Here is a 20,648-nt window from a genome sequence, read left to right as displayed (position 1 = left end):
AAAATCGACAGTGAATTTCCATCCGCCTCAGTATCGCCAGAACACCTTCGTAAACAGCACCAGGACGGTCAGAATCTCCAGTCGACCCAGCAACATGCCGATGGTCAATAGCCATTTGGCCGCGTCCGGCAAGGTTGAGAAGTTCCCGGCCGGGCCGATGATCGGACCCAACCCTGGGCCTACGTTGCACACGGCCGTGGCGGCACCGGTCAGGGCTGTGGTCCAGTCCAGGCCGATCAGCGCCAGTCCAAGGGCGATACCACCAATGGTAATGGTGAAGAAAAAAGAGAACGTCAGCAGTGAGCGGACAATCTCTTCGTCGATGGGGTGATTGTTGTATTTTTTCTGGATCACCGCCCGCGGATGGATCAGTTGTTTCAAACTGCCCATCAGCAAGGCGCCAGCCACTTGAAAGCGAAAGATCTTCAGCCCGCCGGAGGTGGAGCCGGAACAACCGCCGACAAACGTCAGGTAGAAAAACAGCAGTAGGGCAAAACTGCCCCAGAGCGTGTAGTCACCCAACGCCACACCCGTGGTGGTGACTACCGACGTCACGTTGACGGCCACGATGCGCACGGCGTCCAGCCAGGCGTAATCGCTGTTCAGGCTCAGCCAGGTCCCCACCACGAGCCAGGTAATGACCAGGAAGCCGATGAATCCCCGGACCTGGTGATCCCTGAATAACGCACGCTTGTTCCCGCGCAACGTGGCGACATACAAAGTGAAGGGCAGTGCGCCGGCGATCATGATGATCACCGAGATCCAATGGATAGCCGGTTGAGACCAGTGCGCCAGGGACGAGTCCGAAGTGGAAAATCCGCCGGTGGAAATCAGCGACATTGCGTGGTTGATCGCGTCGAAAAACGTCATGCCCGCCAGCCACAAGGCCAGGGTAGCCAAGGCGCTTAACCCTACGTAGAGCCACAGGATATAAGTCGCCGCGACATGGGAGCGCGGTGTGACTTTCTCTGACCAGTCCGATGATTCGGTCTGGAACAGTCGCATGCCGCCGACCCGTAACAGCGGCAGGATGGCCACCGCCATGCCGATGAAGCCGATCCCTCCGAGCCACTGCAACATTGAGCGCCAGATCAGCAGGCCGGGGGAGGCATTGTCCAAGCCGGTGAGGATGGTCGAGCCGGTGGTGGTGATGCCGGACATCGTTTCGAAGAATGCGTCGGTGTAACTGATGTGCTGGATAAACACCATCGGCAGGGCCGCGAAGGTGCAGACAACGACCCAACTGGCGGTGGTGAGCAGATACATGTCCCGCGGACGCAGTTGTATGTGTGCCGGCCGGCCGCGGGCTACCAGCAAGATGCCGCAGACAAAGGTGATCAGGCTCGACCACAAAAACGCCGAGAGGTCATCGTTGCGCTCGTACACCATCAGTGTGAGAAGCGGAATTGCCATGCTGGCGGCCAAGGTGATCAGGAAAATGCCGAGGATGAATCCGATAAACCGCACAGCCGCAAGGGACATAACACACGCCTGAAAGAATGAGCCGCCCAGTATCGATTTCGATGACCGGACGCTGCGTAAAGTTTGCGTAAAAAAAAGCGCTCGAAACAGCACCTGTTCGCGCAGGACGGTAAGTGGCCGTCATTGGGCAGTTTTGTTCAAGACCGCCGGTGGCGTGCAATTTACCTTGAACGCCACCTCACGGACATGAAGAAGGTATGCAATGAGTCTGATTATTTCCATGGCGGCGTTCGCGCTGGTCGCTTCCATCACGCCCGGCCCGGTCAATATCGTCGCCCTCAGCTCCGGGGCTCGCTACGGGTTTCGTGCAACCTTGCGCCATGTGGCCGGTGCCACTCTGGGGTTTGTCTTGCTGCTGGTGCTGATGGGGCTGGGGTTGCACGAAGTGCTGCAGCGCTGGCCGGGCCTCACGCGAGTGGTGCAACTGGGGGGCGTGGGTTTTCTGTTGTTCATGGCCTGGAAACTGGCGATGGACAACGGTCACCTAGGGGGCGGAGACGAGGAACGGGCACCGTCGATGTTTTACGGCGCGTTGATGCAGTGGCTCAACCCCAAGGCATGGCTGGCCTGTGTGGCCGGGATGGGCGCGTTCGTGGCTGATGGTGAGGCGCGGTTGGTGTGGCAGTTCGCGGCCATCTACCTGGTGATCTGTTACCTCTCGGTGGGCTGCTGGGCCTATGCCGGCAGTTTTTTGCGGGGCTGGTTGGGCAACCCGACGACCATGCGCCTGTTCAATCGGACGATGGCGGCGTTACTGGTGGTCAGCGCGGTGTATTTGCTGTTGCCTTGAGTCGGGCCCGCTGAAGTAGTGGCAATCCCTATTTTCAGGCCGGAGTGCCGTTGTGGCGAGGGAGCAAGCTCGCCACTGAATGTGTTCAGGCCCGAGCGCTGCATCAGCCGCGATATTGGCCCGGCGTGGCGGCCAGGTGTTGTTTGAAGGCGCGCTGGAAATGCGCCTGGTCGGCGAATCCGCTGTCCAGTGCCACATCGGCGATCAGCTTGCCTTCGCGCAACTGTCGACGGGCGAACTGGATTCGACGATTGACCAGGAACGCATGGGGCGTCATGCCGTAATGGCGCTTGAAGGCCCGGCTCAGGTACGACGGCGACAGTTGTGCGGCGGCGCAGATGTCTTCGAGTTTCAAGGCCTCGCTGCAATGGTCATGGATGAACTGCGCCGCGCGCATCAGCCCCGGATGGCTGCCGCGGTCCGGGCGCCCGGCGGGGTTGAGCCGGTGTTGCAGGTCGATGAAAAACGCTTCGGCGGCGGCGTGTTTGCCGGCGATGTCGATCCGCTCGTCCACCAGTTGTGCATATAAACCCTGTAATGCGGCAAACAGCTCGATGTCACGGCTGTGGGTGGTGGCAAAACCTTGAAAATCCAGGGTCTCGTCAAAGCCGATTCGGCGCTGCAAGTCCGTCAGCCACTGGGTGTCGACGTACAGCATTACATACGACCATGGTTGATCATTGATCGGGTTGCACGCATGGACAGCGCCAGGGTTCATCAGCACGACCGTACCGCTCTCTACCTGGAAATTCGAGTGCTCATGAAGGTAGGTGCTGCGCCCGGCCGTGATTGCCCCGATGGAAAAATGGTCATGGGAATGACGCGAATAGCAGACCTTGCGCCCGTCGGCGATGGCTCGGGCTTCGAGGAAGGGCAGCGCTGCATCACGCCAGAAACGTGGGGCGGCATCGTGGGTGGCGGGCTTCATCGGTAAGCGTCCTCGTCTTGAACCTGGGTCGCAGTGTATTCGGCCCCGTCGATAAATGCCTGTTTGATTTGGTCGTTCGGTTTGAAGGGGCGTGGGCCTGGGCTAGACTTCAACAAGCCCTCTCGATGGAGTTCCCGATGCTTGCGCCAGGTAAACCGGATAACGAAGCCGTTCGCCTCAAGAATTTGCACTCGCTCAAATTGCTCGACACCGCGCCCGAGGAGCGCTTCGATCGCCTGACTCGCCTGGCCCGGCGTTTGTTCGATGTGCCCATTGCACTGGTGTCGTTGGTGGATGCCAACCGTCAGTGGTTCAAATCCAACGCGGGCCTGGACGCCAGTGAGTCCGGGCGCGACGTTTCATTTTGTGCGCACGCCATTTTGCAGGATCAGATTATGGAGGTCTGCGACGCGGAACAGGACGAACGGTTTCGCGACAACCCGTTCGTCACGGACAAACCCCGCATTCGCTTCTACGCCGGGCAGCCGTTGGCACTGGATGACGGCAGCAAGCTTGGAACCTTGTGTTTGCTGGACACCCGGCCGCGCAAGCTCAATGACGAAGAGCGCGAACTGCTGCGCGACCTTGCCAGCATGGCCGAACAGGAAATGGTTGCCGTGCAGATGGCGAGCATGGACGAACTGACGTTGCTGTCCAATCGGCGTGGCTTCAAGACGCTGGCCCAGCATGCGTTGAGCGTGTGCGAGCGCCTGTCGCGCCCGGCGACGCTGCTGTTCTTCGACCTCAACGATTTCAAACCCATCAACGACCGTTTTGGACACGCCGAGGGCGATACGGCACTGAAAACCTTCGCCGACGTGCTACGCATCGCCTTCCGCGAAAGTGATGTGATCGGTCGCCTGGGCGGCGATGAGTTCGTGGCGTTGCTCACCGGCTCTTCCCATGTCGAAACCGCGGCGATCATGGCGCGGCTCGGGGAAATCCTCGACGAGCGCAACGCGATGTTGCAGCGTGGCTATGACATCCGTTTCAGCGTCGGTCAGATCGAATACGATCCCCAGCGCTGTCAGTCGATCGACAGTCTTTTGGCAGATGCCGATGCAGCCATGTACGCTCAGAAACAGACGCTGCGTCGCTGACAGTGGAATCGGGTTGACGGCGACACATCCAATATCACTGCAAGCTGACCCACCTCGGAACCAATGTGGGAGCGGGCTTGCCCGCGAAGGCGTCAGCACAGTCAGTATCCATGTGAGCTGACCTACCGCTATCGCGAGCAAGCCCGCTCCCACAGGAGGAGTGCTGTGACTGGAAAATAGAGGGGCAAAAAAACGCCGCTTGCCCTTCTCAGGACAAGCGGCGTTTTTACGCATAGCACGTGGCGTGAAGATTACTCTTCGAGATTACCCATGGCGGTGGTGTTGAAGCCGCCGTCCACGTACATGATTTCACCGCTGATGCCCGAGGCCAGGTCCGAGCACAGGAAGGCGCCGGCGTTGCCGACTTCTTCGATGGTGACGTTGCGGCGCAGCGGGGTTTGCGCTTCGTTGGCGGCCAGCATCTTGCGGAAGTTCTTGATGCCGGAAGCGGCGAGGGTGCGGATCGGTCCGGCCGATACGCAGTTGACGCGGGTGCCGTCCGGGCCCAGGGAGCCGGCCAGGTAACGCACGCCTGCTTCCAAGGAAGCCTTGGCCATACCCATCACGTTGTAGTTCGGCATGGTGCGCTCGGCGCCCAGGTACGACAGGGTCAACAGGCTGCCGTTGCGGCCTTTCATCATTTCGCGACCGGCCTTGGCCAGGGCCACGAAGCTGTAGGCGCTGATGTCGTGGGCAATGCGGAAACCTTCACGGGTGGTGGCTTCGGTGAAGTCGCCGTCCAGTTGGTCGCCCGGGGCGAAGCCCACGGAGTGCACGATGCAGTCCAGGCCGTCCCACTTCTTGCTCAGTGCTTCGAAGACCTTGGCGATTTCTTCATCGCTGGCCACGTCGCACGGGAAGCACAACTCAGGGCTCGAACCCCAGCCTTGTGCGAACTCTTCAACGCGACCCTTGAGTTTGTCGTTCTGATAAGTGAAGGCAAGCTCAGCGCCCTCGCGATGCATGGCGGCGGCGATGCCGGATGCGATGGACAGCTTGCTGGCGACACCGACGATCAGTACGCGCTTACCGGCGAGAAAACCCATGTGTTGCTCCTCTTTCAGGTTATTCGGCAGTTGTTGGGGCCAGGAAAGCGGCCTCCAGCAACTGCTGTGTATAGGGGTGTTGCGGCGCGGCAAATATGCTGCGGGCATCACCTTGTTCGACCACTTGGCCATGCTTGACCACCATCAACTGGTGGCTTAGCGCTTTGACGACAGCCAGGTCATGGCTGATAAACAGGTACGTCAGGTTGTACTTGGTTTGCAGCGACCGCAACAACTCCACCACCTGGCGTTGCACGGTACGGTCCAGGGCCGACGTCGGTTCATCCAGCAGAATCAACGCCGGCTTGAGCACCAGGGCCCGGGCAATGGCGATACGCTGCCGCTGCCCTCCGGAAAATTCATGGGGGTAGCGGTTCCGGGTTTCCGGATCCAGGCCAACCTCCTTCAATGCCGCGATGATCGCTTGTTCCTGCTCGGCTGCGGTGCCGATCTTGTGGATCCGCAGGCCTTCGCCGACGATCTGGCTGACACACATCCGTGGGCTCAGGCTGCCGAACGGGTCCTGAAACACCACTTGCATCTCCCGGCGTAACGGCCGGACCTGCTGCTGCGACAGGCAGTCCAGCTGCTTGCCTTCAAACCGGATTCCCCCCTGGCTGCCGATCAACCGCAAGATCGCCAGCCCCAGGGTGGACTTGCCGGAGCCGCTTTCGCCAACGATGCCCAGGGTCTGGCCCTGGGGCAGGCTGAAACGGATACCGTCCACGGCCTTTATGTAATCCACCGTGCGTTTGAACAGCCCCTTCTTGATCGGGAACCAGACTTTCAGGTCCTCGACCTGCAACAGCGGCGGGCCAACCACGTTGGTCGCCGGGTTGCCGCTGGGCTCGGCGGCCAGCAGTTCCCGAGTGTACGGATGCTGCGGCGCGCGGAACAGCTCTTCGCACGATGCCTGTTCGACGATGCAACCGCGCTGCATGACACATACGCGATGAGCAATTCTTCGTACCAGGTTCAAATCGTGGCTGATCAACAGCAGAGACATGCCCAATCGCGCCTGCAACTCCTTGAGCAACTCGAGGATTTTCAGCTGGACGGTGACGTCCAGTGCCGTGGTCGGTTCGTCGGCAATCAGCAGTTCCGGCTCATTGGCCAGGGCCATGGCGATCATCACCCGCTGGCGCTGGCCGCCGGACAGTTCGTGAGGCAGGGCCTTGAGGCGCTTGTGCGGCTCGGGGATGCCCACCAGCTCCAGCAACTCCAGGGTGCGACGGGTAGCGACCTTGCCGGACAGGCCCTTGTGAATGCCCAGCACTTCGTTGATCTGCTTCTCGATGCAGTGCAGCGGATTGAGGGACGTCATCGGCTCCTGAAAGATCATCGCGATCCGGTTGCCGCGGATATGCCGGATGGTCTTTTCTTTGAGCCCCAGCAAGTCCTGGCCGGAATACTGGATGGTCCCGGTTGGATGGTGGGCCAGCGGGTAGGGCAGCAACCGCAGGATCGAGTGGGCGGTCACCGACTTGCCTGAGCCGCTTTCACCCACCAGGGCCATGGTTTCGCCACGCTTGATGTCGAAACTGACGCCTTCGACGACTCGCTGGCGCCGTTCGCCGACAATGAACTCCACCGCTAAGTCGCGTACTTCGATCAGATTGTCCTGATTCATCTCACTTCCTCGGATCGAAGGCATCGCGAGCGGACTCGCCAATGAATACCAGCAGGCTCAGCATGATCGCCAGCACGGCGAACGCGCTGATGCCCAGCCAAGGCGCCTGCAGGTTGGATTTGCCCTGGGCCACCAGTTCACCCAGGGACGGCGCGCCCGGAGGCAAGCCAAACCCGAGGAAATCCAGGGCCGTGAGGGTGCCGATGGCGCCGGTGAGAATGAACGGCATGAATGTCATGGTCGAGACCATGGCGTTGGGCAGGATGTGGCGGAACATGATTGCGCCGTTCTGCATGCCCAATGCCCGCGCGGCACGCACGTATTCCAGGTTGCGCCCGCGCAGGAACTCGGCGCGAACCACGTCCACCAGGCTCATCCAGGAAAACAGCAGCATAATGCCCAGCAACCACCAGAAGTTCGGCTGCACGAAGCTGGCCAGGATGATCAGCAGGTAAAGCACTGGCAGCCCCGACCAGATCTCCAGGAAACGCTGGCCGGCCAGGTCGACCCAGCCACCATAAAAGCCCTGCAAGGCGCCGGCGATCACACCGATGATCGAGCTGAGGAGGGTCAGTGTCAGGGCAAACAGTACCGATACACGAAAGCCATAGATCACCCGGGCGAGCACATCGCGGCCCTGGTCGTCGGTGCCCAGCCAGTTGACCGAGGAGGGCGGCGCTGGGGCCGGAACCTTCAAGTCGTAATTGATGCTCTGGTAGCTGAACGGGATCGGTGCCCACAGCACCCACGCGTCCTTGGCGGCCAGCAGATCGCGGATGTACGGGCTTTTGTAGTTGGCTTCCAGCGGAAATTCGCCGCCGAACGTGGTTTCCGGGTAGCGCTTGAGGGCCGGGAAATACCAGCCGTCGTCGTAGTGCACCACCAGCGGTTTGTCATTGGCGATCAGTTCGGCGCCCAGGCTGAGCCCGAACAGGATCAGGAACAGCCACAGCGACCACCAGCCACGTTTGTTGGCCTTGAACAGTTCGAAGCGGCGGCGATTGATGGGGGAGAGGTTCATCTCAATGCTCCCGGCTTTCAAAGTCGATGCGTGGATCGACAAAGGTGTAGGTCAGGTCACCGATCAGTTTCACCACCAGCCCCAGGAGGGTGAAGATGAACAGGGTGCCAAAGACCACCGGGTAGTCACGGTTGATGGCCGCCTCGAAACTCATCAATCCCAGGCCATCCAGGGAAAAGATCACCTCCACCAGCAACGAGCCGGTGAAGAAGATTCCGATGAACGCCGACGGGAAGCCGGCAATCACCAGCAACATTGCGTTGCGGAACACATGACCATAGAGCACCCGATTGCGGGTCAGGCCCTTGGCCTTGGCGGTGACCACGTACTGCTTGTTGATTTCATCGAGGAAGCTGTTCTTGGTCAGCAGGGTCATGGTGGCGAAGTTGCCGATCACCAGCGCTGTCACGGGCAAGGCCAGGTGCCAGAAATAGTCGAGAATCTTGCCGCCCATGCTCAGTTCATCGAAATCGTTGGACGTCAGCCCCCGCAGCGGGAACCAGTTGAAATAGCTGCCGCCGGCAAACACCACGATCAGCAGGATGGCGAACAGGAACGCCGGGATGGCATAGCCGACAATGATGGCCGAGCTGGTCCAGACGTCGAAATGGCTGCCATGACGTGTCGCCTTGGCGATCCCCAGCGGGATCGACACCAGGTACATGATCAGCGTACTCCACAGTCCGAGCGAGATGGAGACCGGCATTTTTTCCTTGATCAGGTCGATGACCTTGGCGTCGCGAAAAAAGCTGTCACCGAAATCCAGCCGGGCGTAGTTCTTGATCATGATCCACAGGCGTTCCGGCGCCGACTTGTCGAAGCCGTACATACGCTCGATTTCCTTGACCAGCGCCGGGTCCAGGCCCTGGGCGCCGCGATAGGCGGAGCCGGCCACCGACACTTCGGCGCCGCCGCCGGCAATGCGGCTGGTGGCGCCTTCGAAGCCTTCGAGTTTGGCGATCATCTGCTCCACCGGTCCGCCGGGCGCGGCCTGGATGATCACGAAGTTGATCAACAGAATGCCGAACAGCGTTGGAATGATGAGTAACAGGCGCCGAAAAATATAAGCCAGCATCGGGTTACTCCACACTCGCCGGGGCGACGATTTTTTGCTCGATGACCTGTTTTTCCACCTCAATGGAAGGCTTGACCTCTGGCTTGACCCACCATGTGGTGGTGCCGATGTCGTAGGTCGGGGTGATTTTTGGGTGGCCGATGTGGTTCCAGTAGGCGACGCGCCAGGTCTTGATGTGCCAGTTGGGAATCACGTAGTAGCCCCATTGCAGGACCCGGTCCAGCGCCCGGGCGTGGGCCACCAGGCTCTTGCGTGAGTCGGCGTTGATCAGCTCCTCCACCAGTTGGTCGACTGCCGGGTCCTTCAGGCCCATGGTGTTGCGGCTGCCGGGATTATCGGCGGCGGCCGACATCCAGAATTCACGCTGTTCGTTACCCGGTGAGCTGGACTGCGGGAAGCTGCCCACTATCAGGTCGAAATCCCGCGAGCGCACGCGATTGATGTATTGCGACACGTCGACCCGGCGGATCACCAGGTCAATGCCCAGGTCGCTCAGGTTGCGCTTGAACGGCAGCAGCACCCGCTCGAATTCGGTCTGGGCCAGCAGAAATTCCAGCACCACAGGTTTGCCCTGGGCATCGACCATCTTGTCGTCGACGATGCGCCAGCCGGCCTCCTGCAGCAATTGATAGGCCTTGCGCTGTTGGTCACGGATCATGCCGCTGCCGTCACATACCGAAGGCTCGAATGCCTGGGTGAACACCTGCTCGGGGATCTTTCCGCGCAAGGGTTCGAGGATCTTCAGCTCGTCTTCGCCGGGCAGTCCGGTGGCGGCCATCTCGGAGTTTTCGAAATAACTGCGGGTGCGCGCGTAGGCACCGTGGAACAGTTGTTTGTTGGTCCATTCGAAGTCCAGCAGCAGGCTCAAGGCCTTGCGCACCCGTACGTCCTGGAAGACCGGACGGCGCAGGTTATAGACAAAACCCTGCATGCCGGTGGGGTTGCCGTTGGGGATCTGTTCCTTGATCAACCGGCCTTCGGTCACGGCTGGGATGTTGTAGGCGTTGGCCCAGTTCTTGGCGGCCATTTCCAGCCAGAAATCGAACTGCCCGGCCTTCAATGCCTCCACTGCCACGGTGTTGTCACGGTAGTAGTCGGTGGTCAGCACGTCGAAGTTGTAGAAACCGCGGTTGACCGGCAGGTCCTTGCCCCAGTAGTCCTTCACGCGCTCATAGCGAATCGAGCGGCCAGCCTTCACTTCGGCGACCTTATAGGGGCCGCTGCCGAGGGGAATGTCCAGGTTGCCCTTGTTGAATTCGCGCCCGGCCCACCAATGCTTGGGCAATACCGGCAACTGGCCGAGGATCAGGGGCAGTTCGCGGTTATTCGTGTGCTTGAACTTGAACAATACCTTGAGCGGTTCTTCGGCGATCACTTCGGCAACGTCGTTGTAATAACCGCGGAACATCGGAGCCCCGTCTTTGGTCAAGGTCTGGAAGCTGAACACGACGTCTTCGGCGCGTACGGGATGGCCGTCGTTGAAGCGGGCTTCGGGTCGCAGGTAGAAACGCACCCAGGCGTTGTCCGGGGCCTTCTCGATTTTTTCGGCGATCAGGCCATATTCGGTAAAGGGTTCGTCCAGGCCTTGCTTGGCCAGGGTGTCGTAGATCAGGCCGATGTCATCGGCGGGGACACCCTTGCTGATAAAAGGGTTGAGGCTGTCGAAGCCGCCAAATCCGCCCTGGCGAAAAATCCCGCCCTTGGGCGCGTCAGGGTTCACATAATCGAAATGCTTGAAGTTGGCCGGGTACTTCGGCGGCTCGTCGTACAAGGTCACGGCGTGCTGCGGTGCGGCACAGGCCAGTCCTGCGAACAACAGGCCACTGGCCTGCAGGAGCAGGGCGCGTAAAGGCTTCATTGATCTTTCTCCGAAGATTTCAGCCACCATGCGCTCAAACCCAGGGTGTAGGGCGGCGTGGTGACAAAGGCAAACCGGTTACGGTAGGCCAGGCGATGATAATTGAGATACCAGTTAGGAATGCAGTAGTGCTGCCACAACAGCACGCGGTCCAGGGCTTTGCCGGCAGCAACCTGTTCGTCGCGGGTCCGGGCAGACAGTAGCTTTTCCAGCAGGTGATCGACCACCGGGTTGTTGATGCCGGCGTAGTTCTTGCTGCCCTTGACCCCCGCTTGGCTGGAGTGGAAGTACTGCCATTGCTCTAGGCCCGGGCTGAGGGTTTGGCCCAGGGTCAGCAGGATCATGTCGAAGTCGAACTGGTCCAGGCGCTGCTTGTATTGGGCGCGATCCACCGTACGCAGGCGGGCCTGGATGCCGATGCTGGCGAGGTTTTCCACGTAGGGCTGCAGGATGCGCTCCAGATTCGGGTTCACCAGCAGGATCTCGAAGCGCAATGGCTGACTGTCGGCGTTGAGCAGGCGCTGGCCGTGAATGCTCCAGCCGGCTTCCTTGAGTAACCCGAGGGCTTTGCGCAGGGTTTCCCGGGGGATGCCCCGGCCGTCGGTCCGGGGCAGACTGAAGGGTTGGGTGAACAGCTGGGGCGGCAGTTGGTCCCGATACGGCTTGAGCAGTAGCCATTCGTGGCCCACCGGAAGGCCGCTGGCGGAGAACTCACTGTTGGGGTAATAACTGAGGGTGCGCTTGTAGGCGCCGCTAAATAGCGTGCGGTTGGTCCACTCGAAGTCGAACATCATCCCCAGGGCTTCACGCACCTTGGCCTGGGCGAACGTGCTGCGTCGGGTGTTCATGAACAGACCCTGGGTCTGGGTCGGGATCTGGTGGGCAATCTGCGCCTTGATCACCTCGCCACGGTTGACCGCCGGGAACTGATAGCCGTTGGCCCAGTTTTTGGCCTGGTGCTCAATGTAAATGTCGAACTCTCCGGCTTTGAAGGCTTCGAAAGCCACTTCACTGTCGCGGTAGAACTCCACGTCCATCCGGTCGTAGTTGTATTTGCCGCGATTGACCGGCAAGTCCTTGCCCCAGTAATTCTTGACCCGCTCAAACACCAACTGGCGACCAGGCTGCACTTTGCTGATCCGGTAAGGGCCGCTGCCCAACGGTGGTTCGAAGGTGGTGGCCTTGAAGTCGCGGTCTTTCCAATAGTGCTGGGGCAGTACCGGTAACTCGCCCAGGCGCAGGATCAGCAGCGGGTTGCCCGTACGCTTGAACACAAAGCGGATTTTCAGCGGGTTGAGGATGTCGACCCGTAGCACTTCCTGAAGGTTGGTGCGGTACTGCGGATGGCCTTCCTTGAGCAGCGTTCTATAGGAGAACGCCACGTCATAGGCAGTGATTGGCACGCCATCGTGAAAACGCGCTTCGGGCCTGAGGTTGAATACCACCCAACTGCGGTCTTCGCTGTATTCCACCGACCGGGCGATCAGGCCATAGCTGGACGTCGGTTCGTCGCCGGACGGCGCGTACTGCCCCGTGCCAACCATCAGCGGTTCGTTCAGCTCGTTGATGCCGTATTGCAAGAAATTGGGCGTCGAAACCGGGCTGCTGCCTTTGAATGTGTAGGGATTGAGCGTATCGAAGGTGCCGAATGCCATGACCCGCAAGATTCCGCCCTTGGGCGCTTGCGGGTTGACCCAGTCGAAGTGGGTGAATCTGGCCGGGTACTTGAGCGTGCCGAACTGCGCATAACCATGGCTTTCGCTAATGGTTGCGCTGGCGGGAGAGCTCAAGGCCAGGCTGATCAGGAGCAGGAGGAGGGGACGTATCAAGTCTGAGATCCGATCCAGGCGGCTTGGGCTTTATGGCCTGTACAGTAACAGCTTGTATCGGCAGGAAAAAGGCGGGGGCTCAAAGCTCTAGAATTTGCTTGAACTGTGGCGAGGGAGCTTGCTCCCGCTGGGTTGCGAAGCGACCCCAAAAGCGGTCACTCAATCCATCTGTCACACCGAGGTGTCAGATTCGGGGCTGCTTCGCAGCCCAGCGGGCGCAAGCTCCCTCGCCACAAGTTAGTGCGGGGAGTAAACCGTCAGCATCTGCCCGGGTTTCAGCGCCTTGCCGACCCGTGGATTCCAGCGCTTGAGGTGCTGCATTTCCACGTTGAAGCGTTTGGCGACCACGTACAGCGAGTCGCCTCGCTTGACCTTGTACTGAGTCTGCTTCTTTTTATTCTTGCTGCTGGCCGCGACTACGGTGTTGACGCGTTTGCGGGTGTCCTGCATGACCAGGGTCTGGCCGATCTTGAGTTTGTTGCCGCTCAATCTGTTCCAGCGTTGCAGGTCTTTGATCTGAACATTGTTGGCCCTGGCGATCAGACCCAGGTTATCGCCACGCTTGACGCGGTAGGTGCGCTTGGCACCCGCCACTGCGCTGTCCTCGGCTGACTCAAAAACCGGTTTGAGCGATCGTTTGCTGATCAGTTCTTCCGGGCGCATGGTAGACAGGCTGGCGGTCAGCAACTGGGCCTTGGACGTGGGCACCAGCAGGTGCTGCGGGCCGTCGATGGTGGTGCGCTGCTTGAATGCCGGGTTGAGCTGGAACAGCTCGTCTTCGTCGATGTCGGCCACCGCTGCAACCTTGGACAGGTCCATGCGCTGGTTGATCTCGACGACCTGGAAATACGGTTCGTTGGCGATCGGGTTGAGGTTGACCCCGTAGGCCTCCGGGGCAAGCACCACCTGGGACAACGCCAGCAACTTCGGCACATAGGCCTGGGTTTCGCTGGGCAGTGGCAGGTTCCAGTAATCGGTGGGCAGGCCAAGTTTTTCATTGCGCTCGATGGCGCGGCTGACCGTGCCTTCGCCTGCGTTGTAAGCGGCCAACGCCAACAACCAGTCGCCGTTGAACATGTCGTGCAGGCGCGTCAGGTAATCCATCGCGGCCGTGGTGGAGGCCGTGATGTCGCGACGCCCGTCATAGAAGCGGGTCTGGCGCAGGTTGAAGTAGCGCCCCGTGGAGGGGATGAACTGCCACAGGCCCACCGCATGGGCCCTGGAATAAGCCATGGGGTTGTAGGCGCTTTCGATTACCGGCAGCAGTGCCAGCTCGAGTGGCATGTTGCGTTCTTCAAGGCGCTCGACGATGTAATGAATGTAGAGGCTGCCACGTTCGCCAGCGTTTTCCAGGAAGGACGGATTGCTGGCGAACCACAAGCGCTGTTGCTCGATACGCGGGTTGACGCCTGCGGTTTCCTGCAGCTGGAAGCCCTGACGCATGCGCTCCCAGACGTCCTGGGGCACTTGAGGCGTGGGTTTTTCAGTGAGCCAGATGGGCTTCTGCTTGGCGCGGGCGGCGATATTCGGTGTATGAGCCACATCGGTCTGCGGCACCTGGCTCGTGCTCTGGCAACCCGCCAGGGTGGCGGACACAGCCACTGCAACGGCTTGAGCCAGGCGGGTCAATGTGTCTGACTGGACGGACTTACGTATAGATGACGACATTGGCTGGAAGTAAGTTCCGGGCAAAAATGTCGGCCGATTCTAGGAAGCGCACCCCAACAGGTCAACCATTCAGAATTTTTGTATCAATCGCCCACGGTCTTAGAACTTATCTTTCCACGCCCTCAAGGCCGCAAAAACCTCACTTGGCGTCTCGTTACGCTGGCCATTCCGTTCGTCTGCTTTTTGTTTAACGGATGTTTCAGCGGTCCGCAGGAACGGATTGGTGAGCTTTTCAAGTGCCAGGGTCGAAGGCAGGGTCATCACGCCGGCGTTGCGTTGCTGGCTGACTTTTTCCAGGCGAGCGGCAATGTCCGGGTTGCCCGGCTCAACCGCTGCGGCGAACTTAAGATTGCTGAGGGTGTATTCATGGGTGCAGTAGACCAGCGTATCCTCGGGCAGGGAGGCAAGGCGGCTGAGGGACTGGTGCATTTGTGCAGGCGTGCCTTCGAAGAGCCGGCCACAACCGGCGGCAAACAGGGTGTCGCCACAGAACAACAGGCCATGATGGTAATACGCGATATGGCCCAGGGTGTGGCCGGGTACGGCGTAGACATCGAAGTCCCAGCCGAGCACGCTGAGTTGGTCGTTGTCTTGCAGCGCCACGTCCCGCGCCGGGATGTTTTCACTGGCCGGGCCGTAGACGGTGGCGTGTGTCGCATTTTTCAGTGCCTGGACGCCGCCGACATGGTCGTGATGATGGTGGGTGATCAGGATGTCGCTCAGGACCCAGCCTGGATGGGCGTCGAGCCAGGCCTGCACCGGCGTCGCGTCGCCGGGGTCGACGACGACGCAGCGTTGAGTGGCGTGGTCCTGTAACAACCAGATGTAGTTATCGGTGAACGCGGGCAGGGCACTGATCTGTATCATCGAGGAATTCGCCAAGCAGAAAACAAAGGCGCATCTTAGAACTTCCTGACGCGTTGGAGAATGCAATGACCGATGAAGCGTTCGCTCAGGCTGATCCCGACTGGCTTGCGTTGATCAGCGCCGCCCGTGAGTGGCTGTCCGGCCCTGTCGGGCAATTTTTGCTGGAAGAGGAGCGGCGCATGCTCGAAGACGAGCTGGGCCGGTTCTTTGGTGGCTATCTGGTGCACTACGGGCCTTCGGCGCAGACACCGCCGTCGGCGCCGCAGGTCCAGCGCAATGTCCGCCTGGGCGCGCCCTTGCCCGGCGTGGAGATTGTCTGTGAAGAGCAGGCCTGGCCGTTGAGCGAGCATGCCGCCGATGTGGTGGTGATGCAGCACGGCCTGGATTTCTGCCTGTCCCCCCACGGATTGCTTCGCGAGGCGGCCAGCAGCGTGCGCCCTGGCGGGCATCTGTTGATCATTGGCATCAATCCCTGGAGCAGTTGGGGTTTGCGCCACGTTTTTGCTCATGATGCTTTGCGTCAGGCCCGCTGCATCTCGGCGTCAAGGGTCGGTGACTGGCTCAACCTGCTGGGCTTCGCGCTGGAGAAACGCCGCTTCGGATGCTATCGTCCGCCGCTTGCGTCGCCCAAGTGGCAGGCCCGTCTGGCCGGCTGGGAGCGCAAGGCCGGTGACTGGCAGCTGTCTGGCGGCGGCTTCTATCTATTGGTGGCGCGCAAGATTGCCGTCGGCCTGCGCCCGGTGCGTCAGGCGCGACGCGAGCCGATGGGCAAGCTGATTCCCTTGCCGATGGCCAAGGTCAATCGTCGCCACATCGAGCCGTAACCCTTTTTCTGATGGTCTGGCCGGCATTTCGGTTGCGGGTATTGTCGTTCCCGCCCGGCAGGCCTTTGCATTTTTTCTGGATGGATTGGCATGAGCGATAGCGTAGAACTCTTCACTGACGGCGCCTGCAAGGGCAATCCCGGCCCGGGTGGCTGGGGGGCGCTGCTGGTCTGCAAGGGTGTCGAGAAGGAACTCTGGGGCGGTGAAACCAATACCACCAACAACCGCATGGAGCTGATGGGTGCCATTCGGGGCCTGGAGGAGCTCAAGCGGCCTTGCGACGTATTGCTGGTGACCGACTCGCAGTATGTGATGAAAGGCATCAATGAGTGGATGGCCAACTGGAAGAAGCGCGGCTGGAAAACCGCAGCGAAAGAACCGGTGAAGAACGCCGATCTGTGGAAGTTGCTCGACGAGCAGGTCAACCGCCACAACGTCACCTGGAAATGGGTGCGCGGCCACATCGGCCATCACGGTAACGAACGGGCCGACCAGTTGGCCAACCGTGGGGTGGATGAGGTGCGGGGGTACAAGCAGGCTTGATGCAACCCCGTTAAGTTGGGCATGCACACTTTGTGGCGAGGGGATTTATCCCCGCTGGGCTGCGAAGCAGCCCTAAAGCCAGACACCACGGTGTGTCAGGAAGATTGCACGGGGTCGCTTCGCGCCCCAGCGGGGATAAATCCCCTCGCCACAAAGCTGCGGCCAGCAACTCCCTCGGGGCGTGTTAACATCCGCGTTTTTGCAAGCATGCCCGTTGAGAGCTGAGCACTGATGGCCAACAGATCTGTTGTACTGGATACCGAAACCACCGGCATGCCGGTGACCGATGGTCACCGGATTATCGAAATCGGCTGTGTCGAACTGATCGGCCGGCGTCTGACCGGTCGCCATTTCCACGTTTACCTGCAACCGGACCGCGAAAGTGATGAAGGCGCCATCGGCGTCCACGGCATCACCAACGAGTTCCTGGTGGGCAAGCCGCGCTTCGCCGAAGTGGCCGATGAATTCTTCGAGTTCATCCAGGGTGCGCAACTGATCATCCATAACGCGGCGTTCGACGTTGGTTTCATCAACAACGAATTTGCCCTGATGGGCCAGCACGACCGGGCCGATATCACCCGGCATTGCACCATCCTCGATACCCTGATGATGGCTCGGGAGCGGCACCCAGGGCAGCGCAACAGCCTCGATGCCTTGTGCAAGCGCTACGGGGTCGACAACTCCGGCCGTGAACTGCATGGCGCCTTGCTCGACTCGGAGATCCTTGCCGACGTCTACCTGACCATGACGGGCGGGCAGACCAGCCTGTCCCTGGCGGGCAACGCCTCCGATGGCAATGGCACGGGTGAAGGTTCGGGTAACCAGGCCACGGAAATTCGTCGCCTGCCCGCTGACCGCACCCCAAGCCGGATCATTCGGGCCAGCGAAAATGACCTGGCCGAACACGCCGCACGTCTGGAAGCCATCGCCAAGTCCGCCGGTGCTCCGGCATTGTGGACGCAATTGGCCGAATCCCAGGCCGCGGCGAACTGATGCCCCTTGTAGGAGCGGGCTTGCTCGCGAAGGCGGCGATACTGTCGGTGCATATGCAAGTTGACCCGCCGCTTTCGCGAGCAAGCCCGCTCCCACAAAAGCTATCGCCCACCATCATTCATTTCTCGCCACAATCGCCAGTACCTTCTAACCTGAGGTAACAGGCAGGCTACGGATACCCGCTTGATGTATGAAGTTTCGAGAGACAAGGGCAATGGATGGCAGAGTGCCGTTGGTTGCTTCAAGGAATGAGGACCTTCCCCAGCATGCAGCCGGTCATGAATCCCAAGCACCCCGGCCTGTCGGTGCGCGTCGTCGATGATGGTTTTGCAGCCTACATCTGGGGCAGCGACTTCAGTTTCGAGGTCAGCGCCTATGGGGCGGCGCAGGTGGGTCGGTCGGTGAGTCAATGGCCCGTGACGCCGATTGCCCCTTATCGCAAATGCTATGGCATCGATCCTGAGGAATTCAGCAGCTTCCGCGATGCGCCGGACAGCGAGATCTTCATGGCTTATCTCGATGACCAACCGGTAGGGCATCTGGTGGTGAGCACCAACTGGAATGGCTTTGCCCACATCGATGAGCTCGCCGTGCACGCCCCGGCCCGCCGCCACGGCGTGGCCAAGGCTCTGCTTGATGTTGCGCACTTCTGGAGCCGCAAGAAAAAACTGCCGGGGATCATGCTCGAAACCCAAAACAACAACCTGGGGGCTTGCCGGCTCTATGAGCGTTGCGGCTATGTGCTGGGCGGTATCGATCACTTGCGCTATCGCGGCATTGACCGGCATACGGCCGAAGTCGCGTTGTTCTGGTACCGGCTATTCGATGATCCGCTGGGGATGTCAATCAGTGGCTCAGCAACGCCTCGGCTTGTTCCGTAATCAACCCCAGCAACGATTCAATGGCGGCAGATGGCGCCGTGCCTTTGAGGCGCAAGGCATAGAGACAGACCGCAATGGCGGGCGACACCGGGCAGACGTCCAGCCCGCCGTCCCTGGCGCCTGAGGCCGTGAACGGATCGACGATGGCAAGCCCTTCACCGGCCTCGACCATGGCGCGCATCATCTGATGGGTCTGTACGCGGATCTGGATCACCGGCGCGGGGCGTAGCGCCGCCAGTTTGTGGTCGAATACCGGGCTCAGCGGATCATGCCCATCCAGGCCCACCAACGATTGACCCGCCAGATCCTGAACCGAAATGTATTTTTGCCGCGGTTGCAGCCAGCCGTGGGGCGCCAGCAATTGCAGTTTGCCCTGGGCGATCATCTGGCACTGGATGTCGGGGTGTTCGGGGTCGTGCAAGCTCAGGCCCAGGTCACTGTCGCGTAGCAGCAGGCTTTGGATAATGTCTCGGCTCGGTTGGCTGAGCAGGGTGCATGGGGCGTCCGGATGGCGTCGACGCAGGGCGGCGATACTCTGGGGCAGTAACTGCTGGGCCAGGGGAGGCGTGCAAATGATGCGCAGGGGCGGTGCCTGATAGTGTTTCAGGCTGCTGGCCAGTCGCTGCACGGGTTCAAGGGTGTCATACACGCGCGTGATACCGTCGCGCAACTCAAGGGCTTCGCGAGTGGCCTGCAAGCGCCCGCGCACACTGGCAAACAACATGAAGCCCAATTGCGCTTCGGCGTCGCGCAGAATCGCCTCGACCTCAACCACCGGCAATTGCAGCCATTCGGCCGCGGTGCCGAGATGGCCAGTCTGCAACAGCGCCTGGATCACTTCGATGTGGCGTAAACGCATGCAAAAAGTCCATGTTGGGCGGGGGAGCCATTGAGTGGCTGAATCCTAACCCAAGTCCGGGCCTCACTTCTGCTCATAACATCTGGTTATGACGCTATTTGCGTTTCGGGTTCGCGTGTCAGTTCGATGCCTGACTGCACCAGCACAAACCGCTCATCGTCGACTTTATTGACGCGGTCACCGATGGCCAGCTTATAGGTAGTGACAGGCTCCTTGCCGTTACCGTCGTGGGACGGGGTCGATTCCTGGAATTCATGCACTGAATAGACACGCCCTTCGGCGTCCCGCGCATGAAATTGTCCGACAAGTACTGCTGCCATTGCTTAGAACCTCTGGAAATAAATCACTCGATTTGCGGTTCTGTAGACCTTGCTCAAGCGCGGTAAGTTTTCCTACATGAAAAAAATAGTCCAATGGAAAGGTTTTCGGCTCTCCGCTGGTCCAATTGTCCGCCCGATCATCTATAAATAGTGGCTCCATTGAGCCCTAGTCGAGAAGTTTCCAATGAGTAATGTCTATACCGTGGCCGTTTTAGTGGGGAGCCTGCGCAAGGCTTCGATCAACCGCAAGCTGGCCCTGGCCCTGGCGGATCTGGCGCCAGCCAACCTGAAACTGGACATCATCGAGATTGGCGAGCTGCCGCTCTACAACGAGGATATCGATGTCACACCCCCGGCAGCCTACAGCACTTTCCGTCAGCAGGTGGGTGCGGCCGACGCATTGCTGTTTGTCACCCCGGAATACAACCGCTCGGTGCCGGCCCCGATGAAAAATGCCATCGACGTCGGTTCGCGGCCTTACGGCAAGAGTTGCCTGAGCGGCAAACCGGGTGCGGTAATCAGCGCGTCGCCGGGCGCCATGGGTGGTTTTGGCGCCAACCATCATTTGCGCCAGTCCCTGGTCTTCCTCGATGTGCCTTGCATGCAGCAACCGGAGGCTTATCTGGCTGGCGCGGGGAGCGCGTTCGACGAGCAGGGCGAACTGTCTGAGTCGGTGAGGCCGTTCTTGCAGAAATTCATCGATGCCTATGGCAAGTGGGTCGAGCAGCATAAAAAGGCCTGATACCTGGGATTTCAGATAGACCCGGTGGCGAGGGAGCTTGCTCCCGCTCGGTTGCGCAGCGACCGCCCAAAGGGGCCTGCTGCGCAGTCCAGCGGGAGCAAGCTCCCTCGCCACAGGGGCGGGTTCAGTCAGTGTCCGTTTACTTCACGCCGAGCTTTACTGGATATTCGAAGTTCCCTATCGTTGCCCTCG

At 60.2% G+C, this 20,648-nt stretch carries 19 protein-coding genes; 7 read left to right on the top strand and 12 right to left on the bottom strand.

What is annotated here, in order from left to right:
• Nucleotides 1-27: 27 nt before the first annotated feature.
• On the bottom strand, nucleotides 28-1,482 hold the full coding sequence (locus AAIS01_RS06685) for a TrkH family potassium uptake protein (protein ID WP_343468351.1): 1,455 nt from the start codon (nucleotides 1,480-1,482) through the stop codon (nucleotides 28-30).
• A gap of 202 nt (nucleotides 1,483-1,684) precedes the next feature.
• Here AAIS01_RS06685 and AAIS01_RS06680 point away from each other — a divergent pair, with 202 nt between their 5' ends.
• Nucleotides 1,685-2,272 carry a LysE family translocator gene (locus tag AAIS01_RS06680; RefSeq protein ID WP_343468350.1) on the top strand — a complete coding sequence of 196 codons (588 nt, stop codon included), beginning with the start codon at nucleotides 1,685-1,687 and terminating at the stop codon, nucleotides 2,270-2,272.
• Nucleotides 2,273-2,375: 103 nt separating this feature from the next.
• Here AAIS01_RS06680 and AAIS01_RS06675 read toward each other — a convergent pair whose 3' ends face one another.
• Complete coding sequence (locus AAIS01_RS06675; protein ID WP_343468349.1) at nucleotides 2,376-3,200, bottom strand: helix-turn-helix transcriptional regulator; 825 nt, start codon at nucleotides 3,198-3,200, stop codon at nucleotides 2,376-2,378.
• A 137-nt stretch (nucleotides 3,201-3,337) separates the two neighbouring features.
• Here AAIS01_RS06675 and AAIS01_RS06670 point away from each other — a divergent pair, with 137 nt between their 5' ends.
• The gene (locus tag AAIS01_RS06670) at nucleotides 3,338-4,300 is read left to right on the top strand and encodes a GGDEF domain-containing protein (protein ID WP_343468348.1); all 963 of its coding nucleotides are present in this window, start codon (nucleotides 3,338-3,340) and stop codon (nucleotides 4,298-4,300) included.
• A gap of 251 nt (nucleotides 4,301-4,551) precedes the next feature.
• Here the strand turns inward: AAIS01_RS06670 and fabI are convergent, their stop codons facing one another.
• The 8 genes from fabI to gloB form a co-directional block, all read right to left on the bottom strand.
• Nucleotides 4,552-5,346, bottom strand: a complete 795-nt coding sequence (gene fabI, locus AAIS01_RS06665; RefSeq protein WP_025213267.1) for an enoyl-ACP reductase FabI — start codon at nucleotides 5,344-5,346, stop codon at nucleotides 4,552-4,554.
• A gap of 19 nt (nucleotides 5,347-5,365) precedes the next feature.
• Nucleotides 5,366-6,976 carry an ABC transporter ATP-binding protein gene (locus AAIS01_RS06660; protein WP_343468347.1) on the bottom strand — a complete coding sequence of 537 codons (1,611 nt, stop codon included), beginning with the start codon at nucleotides 6,974-6,976 and terminating at the stop codon, nucleotides 5,366-5,368.
• A 1-nt stretch (nucleotide 6,977) separates the two neighbouring features.
• Nucleotides 6,978-7,997, bottom strand: a complete 1,020-nt coding sequence (locus AAIS01_RS06655) for an ABC transporter permease (RefSeq protein ID WP_343468346.1) — start codon at nucleotides 7,995-7,997, stop codon at nucleotides 6,978-6,980.
• 1 nt (nucleotide 7,998) lies between these two features.
• A complete protein-coding gene (locus tag AAIS01_RS06650) occupies nucleotides 7,999-9,072 on the bottom strand; it encodes a microcin C ABC transporter permease YejB (protein ID WP_047225760.1) in 1,074 nt (357 codons plus the stop codon).
• 4 nt (nucleotides 9,073-9,076) lie between these two features.
• Complete coding sequence (locus AAIS01_RS06645; protein ID WP_343468345.1) at nucleotides 9,077-10,930, bottom strand: extracellular solute-binding protein; 1,854 nt, start codon at nucleotides 10,928-10,930, stop codon at nucleotides 9,077-9,079.
• Nucleotides 10,927-12,759: an extracellular solute-binding protein gene (locus AAIS01_RS06640; protein WP_431191907.1), complete on the bottom strand. Its 1,833-nt coding sequence runs from the start codon at nucleotides 12,757-12,759 to the stop codon at nucleotides 10,927-10,929. Before AAIS01_RS06640 ends, AAIS01_RS06645 begins: the two co-directional genes overlap by 4 nt.
• 237 nt (nucleotides 12,760-12,996) lie before the next feature.
• Nucleotides 12,997-14,427 carry a transglycosylase SLT domain-containing protein gene (locus AAIS01_RS06635; RefSeq protein WP_343468344.1) on the bottom strand — a complete coding sequence of 477 codons (1,431 nt, stop codon included), beginning with the start codon at nucleotides 14,425-14,427 and terminating at the stop codon, nucleotides 12,997-12,999.
• A gap of 99 nt (nucleotides 14,428-14,526) precedes the next feature.
• On the bottom strand, nucleotides 14,527-15,294 hold the full coding sequence (gloB, locus tag AAIS01_RS06630; RefSeq protein ID WP_343468343.1) for a hydroxyacylglutathione hydrolase: 768 nt from the start codon (nucleotides 15,292-15,294) through the stop codon (nucleotides 14,527-14,529).
• Between the two features lie 65 nt (nucleotides 15,295-15,359).
• Here gloB and AAIS01_RS06625 point away from each other — a divergent pair, with 65 nt between their 5' ends.
• The 4 genes from AAIS01_RS06625 (at nucleotide 15,360) to AAIS01_RS06610 (ending at nucleotide 18,535) form a co-directional block, all read left to right on the top strand.
• Nucleotides 15,360-16,118, top strand: coding sequence for a class I SAM-dependent methyltransferase (locus AAIS01_RS06625; protein ID WP_025213275.1), 759 nt, complete (start codon nucleotides 15,360-15,362; stop codon nucleotides 16,116-16,118).
• 90 nt (nucleotides 16,119-16,208) lie between these two features.
• The gene (gene rnhA, locus AAIS01_RS06620; protein WP_058544565.1) at nucleotides 16,209-16,661 is read left to right on the top strand and encodes a ribonuclease HI; all 453 of its coding nucleotides are present in this window, start codon (nucleotides 16,209-16,211) and stop codon (nucleotides 16,659-16,661) included.
• Between the two features lie 231 nt (nucleotides 16,662-16,892).
• Complete coding sequence (dnaQ, locus tag AAIS01_RS06615; RefSeq protein WP_343468342.1) at nucleotides 16,893-17,654, top strand: DNA polymerase III subunit epsilon; 762 nt, start codon at nucleotides 16,893-16,895, stop codon at nucleotides 17,652-17,654.
• Between the two features lie 266 nt (nucleotides 17,655-17,920).
• The gene (locus AAIS01_RS06610) at nucleotides 17,921-18,535 is read left to right on the top strand and encodes a GNAT family N-acetyltransferase (RefSeq protein ID WP_343468341.1); all 615 of its coding nucleotides are present in this window, start codon (nucleotides 17,921-17,923) and stop codon (nucleotides 18,533-18,535) included.
• On the opposite strand, the gene AAIS01_RS06605 is transcribed toward AAIS01_RS06610, so the two are convergent.
• Nucleotides 18,501-19,394 (bottom strand): LysR substrate-binding domain-containing protein, encoded by an 894-nt coding sequence (locus AAIS01_RS06605; RefSeq protein WP_343468340.1) that lies wholly within the window; start codon nucleotides 19,392-19,394, stop codon nucleotides 18,501-18,503. The two genes, AAIS01_RS06610 and AAIS01_RS06605, sit on opposite strands and share 35 nt — an antisense overlap.
• 86 nt (nucleotides 19,395-19,480) lie before the next feature.
• Nucleotides 19,481-19,714: a hypothetical protein gene (locus AAIS01_RS06600; RefSeq protein WP_343468339.1), complete on the bottom strand. Its 234-nt coding sequence runs from the start codon at nucleotides 19,712-19,714 to the stop codon at nucleotides 19,481-19,483.
• A 184-nt stretch (nucleotides 19,715-19,898) separates the two neighbouring features.
• Here AAIS01_RS06600 and AAIS01_RS06595 point away from each other — a divergent pair, with 184 nt between their 5' ends.
• Nucleotides 19,899-20,456, top strand: a complete 558-nt coding sequence (locus AAIS01_RS06595; protein WP_343468338.1) for an NADPH-dependent FMN reductase — start codon at nucleotides 19,899-19,901, stop codon at nucleotides 20,454-20,456.
• Nucleotides 20,457-20,648 lie beyond the last annotated feature (192 nt).

Origin of the sequence: Pseudomonas halotolerans, assembly GCF_039581215.1 — a bacterium.
Lineage (GTDB): Bacteria > Pseudomonadota > Gammaproteobacteria > Pseudomonadales > Pseudomonadaceae > Aquipseudomonas > Aquipseudomonas tehranensis.
Note: the sequence above shows the minus strand (reverse complement) of the source record. Positions and strands in the feature narration are given on the sequence as shown.

Excerpts from the sequence above, each read along its gene's own strand:
- AAIS01_RS06685 (WP_343468351.1), bottom strand. The coding sequence starts at position 1,482 with ATGTCCCTTGCGGCTGTGCGGTTTATCGGATTCATCCTCGGCATTTTC.
- AAIS01_RS06680 (WP_343468350.1), top strand. The coding sequence starts at position 1,685 with ATGAGTCTGATTATTTCCATGGCGGCGTTCGCGCTGGTCGCTTCCATC.
- AAIS01_RS06675 (WP_343468349.1), bottom strand. The coding sequence starts at position 3,200 with ATGAAGCCCGCCACCCACGATGCCGCCCCACGTTTCTGGCGTGATGCA.
- AAIS01_RS06670 (WP_343468348.1), top strand. The coding sequence starts at position 3,338 with ATGCTTGCGCCAGGTAAACCGGATAACGAAGCCGTTCGCCTCAAGAAT.
- fabI (WP_025213267.1), bottom strand. The coding sequence starts at position 5,346 with ATGGGTTTTCTCGCCGGTAAGCGCGTACTGATCGTCGGTGTCGCCAGC.
- AAIS01_RS06660 (WP_343468347.1), bottom strand. The coding sequence starts at position 6,976 with ATGAATCAGGACAATCTGATCGAAGTACGCGACTTAGCGGTGGAGTTC.
- AAIS01_RS06655 (WP_343468346.1), bottom strand. The coding sequence starts at position 7,997 with ATGAACCTCTCCCCCATCAATCGCCGCCGCTTCGAACTGTTCAAGGCC.
- AAIS01_RS06650 (WP_047225760.1), bottom strand. The coding sequence starts at position 9,072 with ATGCTGGCTTATATTTTTCGGCGCCTGTTACTCATCATTCCAACGCTG.
- AAIS01_RS06645 (WP_343468345.1), bottom strand. The coding sequence starts at position 10,930 with ATGAAGCCTTTACGCGCCCTGCTCCTGCAGGCCAGTGGCCTGTTGTTC.
- AAIS01_RS06635 (WP_343468344.1), bottom strand. The coding sequence starts at position 14,427 with ATGTCGTCATCTATACGTAAGTCCGTCCAGTCAGACACATTGACCCGC.
- gloB (WP_343468343.1), bottom strand. The coding sequence starts at position 15,294 with ATGATACAGATCAGTGCCCTGCCCGCGTTCACCGATAACTACATCTGG.
- AAIS01_RS06625 (WP_025213275.1), top strand. The coding sequence starts at position 15,360 with ATGACCGATGAAGCGTTCGCTCAGGCTGATCCCGACTGGCTTGCGTTG.
- rnhA (WP_058544565.1), top strand. The coding sequence starts at position 16,209 with ATGAGCGATAGCGTAGAACTCTTCACTGACGGCGCCTGCAAGGGCAAT.
- dnaQ (WP_343468342.1), top strand. The coding sequence starts at position 16,893 with ATGGCCAACAGATCTGTTGTACTGGATACCGAAACCACCGGCATGCCG.
- AAIS01_RS06610 (WP_343468341.1), top strand. The coding sequence starts at position 17,921 with ATGCAGCCGGTCATGAATCCCAAGCACCCCGGCCTGTCGGTGCGCGTC.
- AAIS01_RS06605 (WP_343468340.1), bottom strand. The coding sequence starts at position 19,394 with ATGCGTTTACGCCACATCGAAGTGATCCAGGCGCTGTTGCAGACTGGC.
- AAIS01_RS06600 (WP_343468339.1), bottom strand. The coding sequence starts at position 19,714 with ATGGCAGCAGTACTTGTCGGACAATTTCATGCGCGGGACGCCGAAGGG.
- AAIS01_RS06595 (WP_343468338.1), top strand. The coding sequence starts at position 19,899 with ATGAGTAATGTCTATACCGTGGCCGTTTTAGTGGGGAGCCTGCGCAAG.